Origin of the sequence: Achromobacter sp., assembly GCF_049647645.1 — a bacterium.
In the GTDB taxonomy this organism is placed as follows: Bacteria; Pseudomonadota; Gammaproteobacteria; order Burkholderiales; family Burkholderiaceae_B; genus Achromobacter.
Map to the genome: position 1 here is coordinate 40,297 of NZ_JBARYB010000183.1, position 6,183 is coordinate 46,479.

6 protein-coding genes are annotated in these 6,183 nt (G+C 68.1%); 1 reads left to right on the plus strand and 5 read right to left on the minus strand.

Annotated elements, in window-relative coordinates; genetic code table 11:
- Positions 1 to 2: 2 nt before the first annotated feature.
- From ccoO to WBB14_RS20825, 5 genes are all read right to left on the minus strand, one after another.
- Positions 3 to 734: a cytochrome-c oxidase, cbb3-type subunit II gene (gene ccoO, locus WBB14_RS20805; RefSeq protein ID WP_424241525.1), complete on the minus strand. Its 732-nt coding sequence runs from the start codon at positions 732 to 734 to the stop codon at positions 3 to 5.
- Between the two features lie 10 nt (positions 735 to 744).
- Positions 745 to 2,232, minus strand: a complete 1,488-nt coding sequence (ccoN, locus tag WBB14_RS20810; protein WP_424241526.1) for a cytochrome-c oxidase, cbb3-type subunit I — start codon at positions 2,230 to 2,232, stop codon at positions 745 to 747.
- Between the two features lie 149 nt (positions 2,233 to 2,381).
- On the minus strand, positions 2,382 to 2,543 hold the full coding sequence (gene ccoS, locus WBB14_RS20815) for a cbb3-type cytochrome oxidase assembly protein CcoS (RefSeq protein WP_042794347.1): 162 nt from the start codon (positions 2,541 to 2,543) through the stop codon (positions 2,382 to 2,384).
- Positions 2,540 to 3,514 carry a hypothetical protein gene (locus WBB14_RS20820; RefSeq protein ID WP_424241527.1) on the minus strand — a complete coding sequence of 325 codons (975 nt, stop codon included), beginning with the start codon at positions 3,512 to 3,514 and terminating at the stop codon, positions 2,540 to 2,542. The genes ccoS and WBB14_RS20820 overlap by 4 nt, the downstream gene beginning before the upstream one ends.
- A 163-nt stretch (positions 3,515 to 3,677) precedes the next feature.
- A complete protein-coding gene (locus tag WBB14_RS20825) occupies positions 3,678 to 4,946 on the minus strand; it encodes an adenosylmethionine--8-amino-7-oxononanoate transaminase (protein ID WP_424241528.1) in 1,269 nt (422 codons plus the stop codon).
- Between the two features lie 147 nt (positions 4,947 to 5,093).
- On the opposite strand from WBB14_RS20825, the gene WBB14_RS20830 reads away from it, so the two are divergent.
- Positions 5,094 to 6,183, plus strand: a 1,090-nt coding sequence (locus WBB14_RS20830) for an aminotransferase class I/II-fold pyridoxal phosphate-dependent enzyme (RefSeq protein ID WP_424241529.1), incomplete at its 3' end; no start/stop codon positions are given.

Genomic DNA, 6,183 nt, shown 5'->3' on the forward strand with positions numbered 1-6,183 from the left:
GGTCAGCCTCCCGCAGCCGCAGGAGCGGCCGGTTGGCCGGCCGGCTGCGCGGCGGACTGGGCGGCCTGCTTGGCAGCTTCCGCCTGCTTCGCCGCTTCCGCCTGCTTGGCCTTGCGCACGCCCACGCCCAGCCCCTGCAGGTAGGCGACCAGCGCGTCTTCCTCGGTCTTGCCTTCGATGGCCTGGGGCGCCGCGGCGATTTCCTCGTCCGAGTAGGGCACGCCCAGCTTGCGCAGGGCGCGCATGCGGTCGCTCACGTTCTCGCCGGTGATGACGGTCTTTTCCAGCCAGGGATAGGCCGGCATGTTGGACTCCGGCACCACCTTGCGCGGGTCGCGCAGGTGGATGCGGTGCCAGTCGTCGGAGTAGCGTTCGCCCACGCGCGCCAGGTCGGGACCGGTGCGCTTGGAGCCCCACAGGAACGGATGGTCGAACACCGATTCCGCGGCGATCGAATACGAACCGTAGCGCTGCACTTCGGCAGCCAGCACCCGCACCTGCTGCGAGTGGCAGCCGACGCAGCCTTCGCGAATGTAGACGTCGCGGCCCATCAGGCGCAGCGCGCTGTAGGGTTCGACGCCCGCGACGGGCTGGGTCGTGCTGTGCTGGAAGAACAGCGGCACGATCTGGACCAGGCCCGCGAAGGACACCACCAGGATGCTGGCGATGATCATCCAGCCGATGTTCTTCTCGAGCGTCTGGTGGGAAAAGAAACCAGATTTCTTGTTGGCCATGATGTCCTCGTCAAACAGTGGCCGGCGCGGCGGTCACGGCGACCGGCTGGCGTGCGGCATGGGGATCGTCTTGCGGAATGGCGGGGTTGACCGGCTGCGCGCCGCGCACCGTCATCCACACGTTCCAGGCCATGACGAACACACCCGACAGGAACAAAGTGCCACCCAGCAAACGGATCAGGTAGTACGGGACGCGCGTCTTCAGTTCTTCCACGAAGCTGTAGACCAGGGTGCCGTCGCTGGCGGTATCGCGCCACATCAGACCCTGCTGCACGCCGGCGATCCACATGGCGGCGATGTACAGCACCACGCCTATGGTCGCGATCCAGAAGTGCAGTTCGATGGCCTTGACGCTGTACATCTTTTCGCGGCCATACAGGCGCGGGATCAGGTAGTAGAGCGAGCCGAAGGAGATCATGGCAACCCAGCCCAACGCGCCCGAATGCACGTGGCCGATGGTCCAGTCCGTGTAGTGCGACAGCGCGTTGACCGTGCGGATCGACATCATCGAGCCCTCGAAGGTCGACATGCCGTAGAACGACAGCGCCGTCACCATGAACTTCAGGATCGGGTCGGTGCGCAGCTTGTACCAGGCGCCCTGCAAGGTCATGATGCCGTTGATCATGCCGCCCCAGGACGGCGCCAGCAGAATCAGCGAGAAGGTCATGCCCAGCGACTGGGTCCAGTCCGGCAGCGAGGTGTACAGCAGGTGGTGCGGGCCCGCCCACATGTACGTGAAGGCCAGCGCCCAGAAGTGGACGATGGACAGGCGGTAGGAATAGATGGGGCGGCCGGCCTGCTTGGGCACGAAGTAATACATCATGCCCAGGAAGCTGGTGGTCAGGAAGAAGCCCACCGCGTTGTGGCCGTACCACCACTGCACCATGGCGTCCTGCACGCCGGAGTAGGCGGAATAGGACTTCCACATCGACACCGGCATTTCGATGTTATTGAAGATGTGCAGGATGGCGATGGTCAGGATGTACGAGCCGAAGAACCAGTTGGCCACGTAGATGTGCTTGGAACGGCGCTTGATGATGGTGCCGAAGAACACGATGGCGTAGGCCACCCAGACCAGCGTGATCAGGATGTCGATGGGCCATTCCAGTTCGGCGTATTCCTTGCTGCTGGTGAAACCCATGGGCAAGGTGATGGCGGCGGCGACGATGACGATCTGCCAGCCCCAGAACGTGAACGCGGCCAGCGGGCCGCAGAACAGGCGCGCCTGACAGGTGCGCTGGACCACGTAGTAAGACGTCGTGAACAGCGCGCTGCCGCCGAAGGCGAAAATCACCGCGTTGGTGTGCAGCGGGCGCAGGCGGCCATAGCTCAGCCATGCGGTGTCAAAGTTCAACTGCGGCCAGATAAGCTGCGCAGCGAGAAAAACGCCCACAGCCATGCCGACGATGCCCCACACTACCGTCATGAGCGCGAACTGCCTCACGATCTTGTAGTTGAAGGTGTCGGCCTTGCTTGCGATTGCGGCGCAATCGTTCATCGCCCTTCCCCTAAAGTAACAAATAGCTCCAGACTGCAATGATGGGACTAGTCACTAGGGGCAGCGTTGATCTGGATCAAGCATCTGGCTGCGCGCAGGGGAACGCGGCATCAGCGCAACGGGTCACGGCGCAATATCAAGCGCGCGGCTCAGCCGCGGCTGGCCGGTCCGCTGTCGTCATCGAGCAGGATGGCTCGCCCCGCGTCGTCGGTATCGTCGTACTGGCCGTTGAAAACGGCCCACCACAAGGACACGCCGATGGCCAGCACGAACAGCAGGGACAAGGGCAACAGCAGGTAGAGGATGGTCATTGCGCCGCTTCCAGCGCGGCGCCAGGCGCCAGGCCGCCGGACCAGTCGCGGCGGCACAAGCGCCACGAGTTGTAGGCGACCGCTAGCGAGGACACCAGCATGGTGATCGCGGCCAGCCACGGCGTGACCCAGCCGACCAGCGCCAGCGGCGTCATCAGCAGATGCCAGATCAGCGAACCGTACAGGTTCTGGCGCGCGCGCCGCCGCGCCTCGCCCAGCAACTCGTCCAGCGCCGCGTCGGACATGTGGGGATGGGCGGCCAGCGCCGAATGGGCGGAGGCCATGGCGGTAGGCACCGCCATCGACATGGCGCAGGGACAGCTCATCACCAGCAGCGCCACCATCACCGGGATGCTGTGCGCGGGATCGATGTAGGCCCAGGCGGCCGCGGCGGCCAGCGCCAGCGCGACCTGGGCCATGACGAAGCGCGAGGCCAGCCGGTAGGCGCGCGCGCCCAGCTCCAGGCGCTGCGCCTCCACGCGCTCGTGGCGCAAGCCGCCCGCCGCGCCGCCGAAGGACTGGCGGGCGCACAGTTCCAGGTAGCGCGCGGTCAGCAGAAAAGCCACGAACATCGTGACCGAGTCGAAGTAGACCTCGCCCCGCCCCGTGTAGGTGGCGTGGACGCTGGGAATGAAGGCGGCGACGATGCCCAGGGCCACCGGCACGTCCATGCCGGCGCGGCCGTGGCGCAGGTTGTCGCCGGCGTGGCGCCAGATCGGCCAGGCCGAATACACCACCACCGGCACGGTCAGCGCGAAGCTGGCCCAGTTCATCAGCACGATGGCCCAGTCCAGCGTTTCCAGCGCATCGGCGGGCATGCTCTCGTGCCGCAGGTAGCCGGGCCAGGCGAACATCATCACCTGCATCATCGCCAGCCACGCCAGCGACAGGCGCACCAGCGCATGGCGGCGCTGTTGGCGGTCAGCGTCGGACAGGCTGGCCGGGACGGCGAAGATTGATTTTGCTCGCATGCGCCGATGTTACTCAGCGCGTTACAAGACCGCCTTGATCTGGATCAAGGCGGGTCCGGCCGGTTTGCCCCGGCAACGCGGGCGGGCTCGGCCCCGCCGGGATCAGAGGAGCCCGGCCCAGATGAGTCCGCTTCTGGGGAGGCCCGGCTCAGGAGCGCCTGGCTCAGGGCCGCTGCTGGCGCAGCACGTCCACCACCGCCCGCATCAGGCTGGCCAGTTCGTCCTCGGCGATGGTCAGCGCCGGGGTCAGGTAGACCACATTGCCGAAAGGCCGCACCCAGACGCCGGCCTCGACCAGGCGCCGCTTCAGGCTCTCGCGGTCGGCAATGCCGTCCAGCTCGACCACGCCGATCGCGCCCAGCACCCGCACGTCGCGCACCCAGGGCAGCTCGCGGCAGGGCTCCAAGCCCGCCGCCAGGGCCGTCGAGATCGCCTGCGCCTGCGCCAGCCGCGGTTCGGATTCGAAGAGATCCAGCGAGGCGTTAGCCGCCGCGCAGGCCAGCGCGTTGCCCATGAAGGTGGGGCCGTGCATCAACGCGTGCGACGGATCGTCGGACCAGAAGGCCTCGAACACCCGGTTGCTGGCCACCGTGGCCGCCAGCGGCAAGGTGCCGCCGGTCAGCGCCTTGGACAAGGTCACGATGTCCGGACGGATGCCGGCCTGCTCGAAGGCGAACATCGTGCCCGTGCGCCCGAAGCCGGTGAAGATCTCGTCGAAGATCAGCAGCAGGCCGTGGCGGTCGGCCAGGCGGCGCAGGCGCCGCAGCACGTCCGGGTCATGCAGCAGCATGCCGCCCGCGCCCTGCACCAGCGGCTCGACCAGGATGCCGGCCAGCCGGGATCCATGGACTTCCAGGTGCGCCTCCAGCGCGGCCAGCTCCGCCTCGCTGCGCGGCAGGTCGACGATGTCGTGCTCCGCCAGCATGCCGCGGTACAGGCTGTGCATGCCCTCATCCGGATCGCAAACCGCCATGGTGCCGAAGGTGTCGCCGTGATAGCCGCCGCGGAACGCCAGGAAGCGGCTGCGGCCCCGCTCGCCTTGGTTCAGCCAGTACTGCAGCGCCATCTTCATGGCGACTTCCACTGCCACCGAGCCGGAATCGGTATAGAAGACACGGTCCAGTCCCGGCCCCAGCATGGCGGCCAGGCGGCGCGCCAGGTTCAGCGCCGGCTCATGGGTCAGCCCGCCAAACATGACGTGCGGCATGGCGTCCAGCTGGGCGCGCACCGCCTGGGCGATATGCGGATGGTTATAGCCGTGGCATGCCGTCCACCAGGACGCCACGCCGTCGATCAGGCTGCGGCCGTCGGCCAGTTCAAGCCGGCTGCCGTGACTGCGCACCACCGGCAGCGGCGGCGTCGCCGTCTTCATTTGGGCATAGGGTAGCCAGATATGGGGCTGGCCCTGGGCCACCCAGTCGGGCGTGTGCATGATTCACCTCTCGATACCGGCGGCGCGCCTGGCGTCCGTCCGGCGGATCCGGCCAGGACAGGGGCGGCGCCCGCCTCCACTACAATGGCTCGCATTCTACGGCCTGGCGCGGGCACGCCCGCCGCTTGGCCGCTGCCGGAAATATTGATGTCCAAGCTGGATCCGCTTTTCTCCTCCGAATTGGCGCGCGCCGAAACGCGCCGCGTGCGCCGCCGCCTGCGCACGGCCACTGCCGCCGCCCCGGGACGCCTGGTCCTCGAGGGCGAACCGGTCCTGAACTTCTCCAGCAACGATTACCTCGGCCTGTCGCGGCATCCGCTGCTGGTCGAGCGTTCGCGCGAATGGGCGGCCCGCCACGGCGCGGGCGCCCAGGCCTCGCGCCTGGTGACCGGCAACCTGGACCTGCACGAACAGGTGGAAGCCAAGCTGGCCCGGCTCAAGGGTACCGAAGCCGCGCTGCTGCTGGCCTCGGGCTGGCAGGCCAATGCGGCCGTGCTGCCCGCCCTGCTGCGCGCCGCCGCCAGCCAGGGCGAGGTCGAGCTGTACGCCGACAAGCTCAACCACGCCAGCCTGCACCACGGTTGCCAGGCGGCGGGCGTGAAGCAGATCCGTTTCCGGCACAACGACCTGGCCCATCTGGAAAGCCTGCTGGCGGCCAAGGCGCAAGCCGAGGTCGGCGGCCAACCCGTGACGCGGTTCATCGTCACCGAGAGCGTGTTCAGCATGGACGGCGACCGGACCGACGTGGAACGGCTGGCAACACTGGCCGACCGCTACCGCGCCTTCGTCTACCTGGACGAGGCGCACGCCACCGGCGTGCTGGGCCCCCGCGGCATGGGGCTGGCGGGCATGGCGCCCGGCCGCATCGACCTGGCCATGGGCACCTTCAGCAAGGCGCTGGGCGGGTTCGGCGCCTATGTGGCCGGTTCGCGCGCGCTGTGCGACTACCTGATCAACGCCTGCTCAGGCTTCATCTACACGACGGCGCTGCCGCCCGCGGTGCTGGGCGCCATGGACGCCGCGCTGGATCTGGTGCCCACGCTGGACGCCGAACGCGCCCGGCTGGCGACCGCGGGCGACAACCTGCGCGCCGCGCTGCGCTGCATGGGGCTGGACACGGGGGCCTCCTCCACCCAGATCGTGCCCGCCATCGTGGGCGACGAAAGCCGCGCCCTGGCGCTGGCAGCCGGACTGGAGCAGCGCGGCCTGCTGGCCGTGGCGATCCGCCCGCCCACCG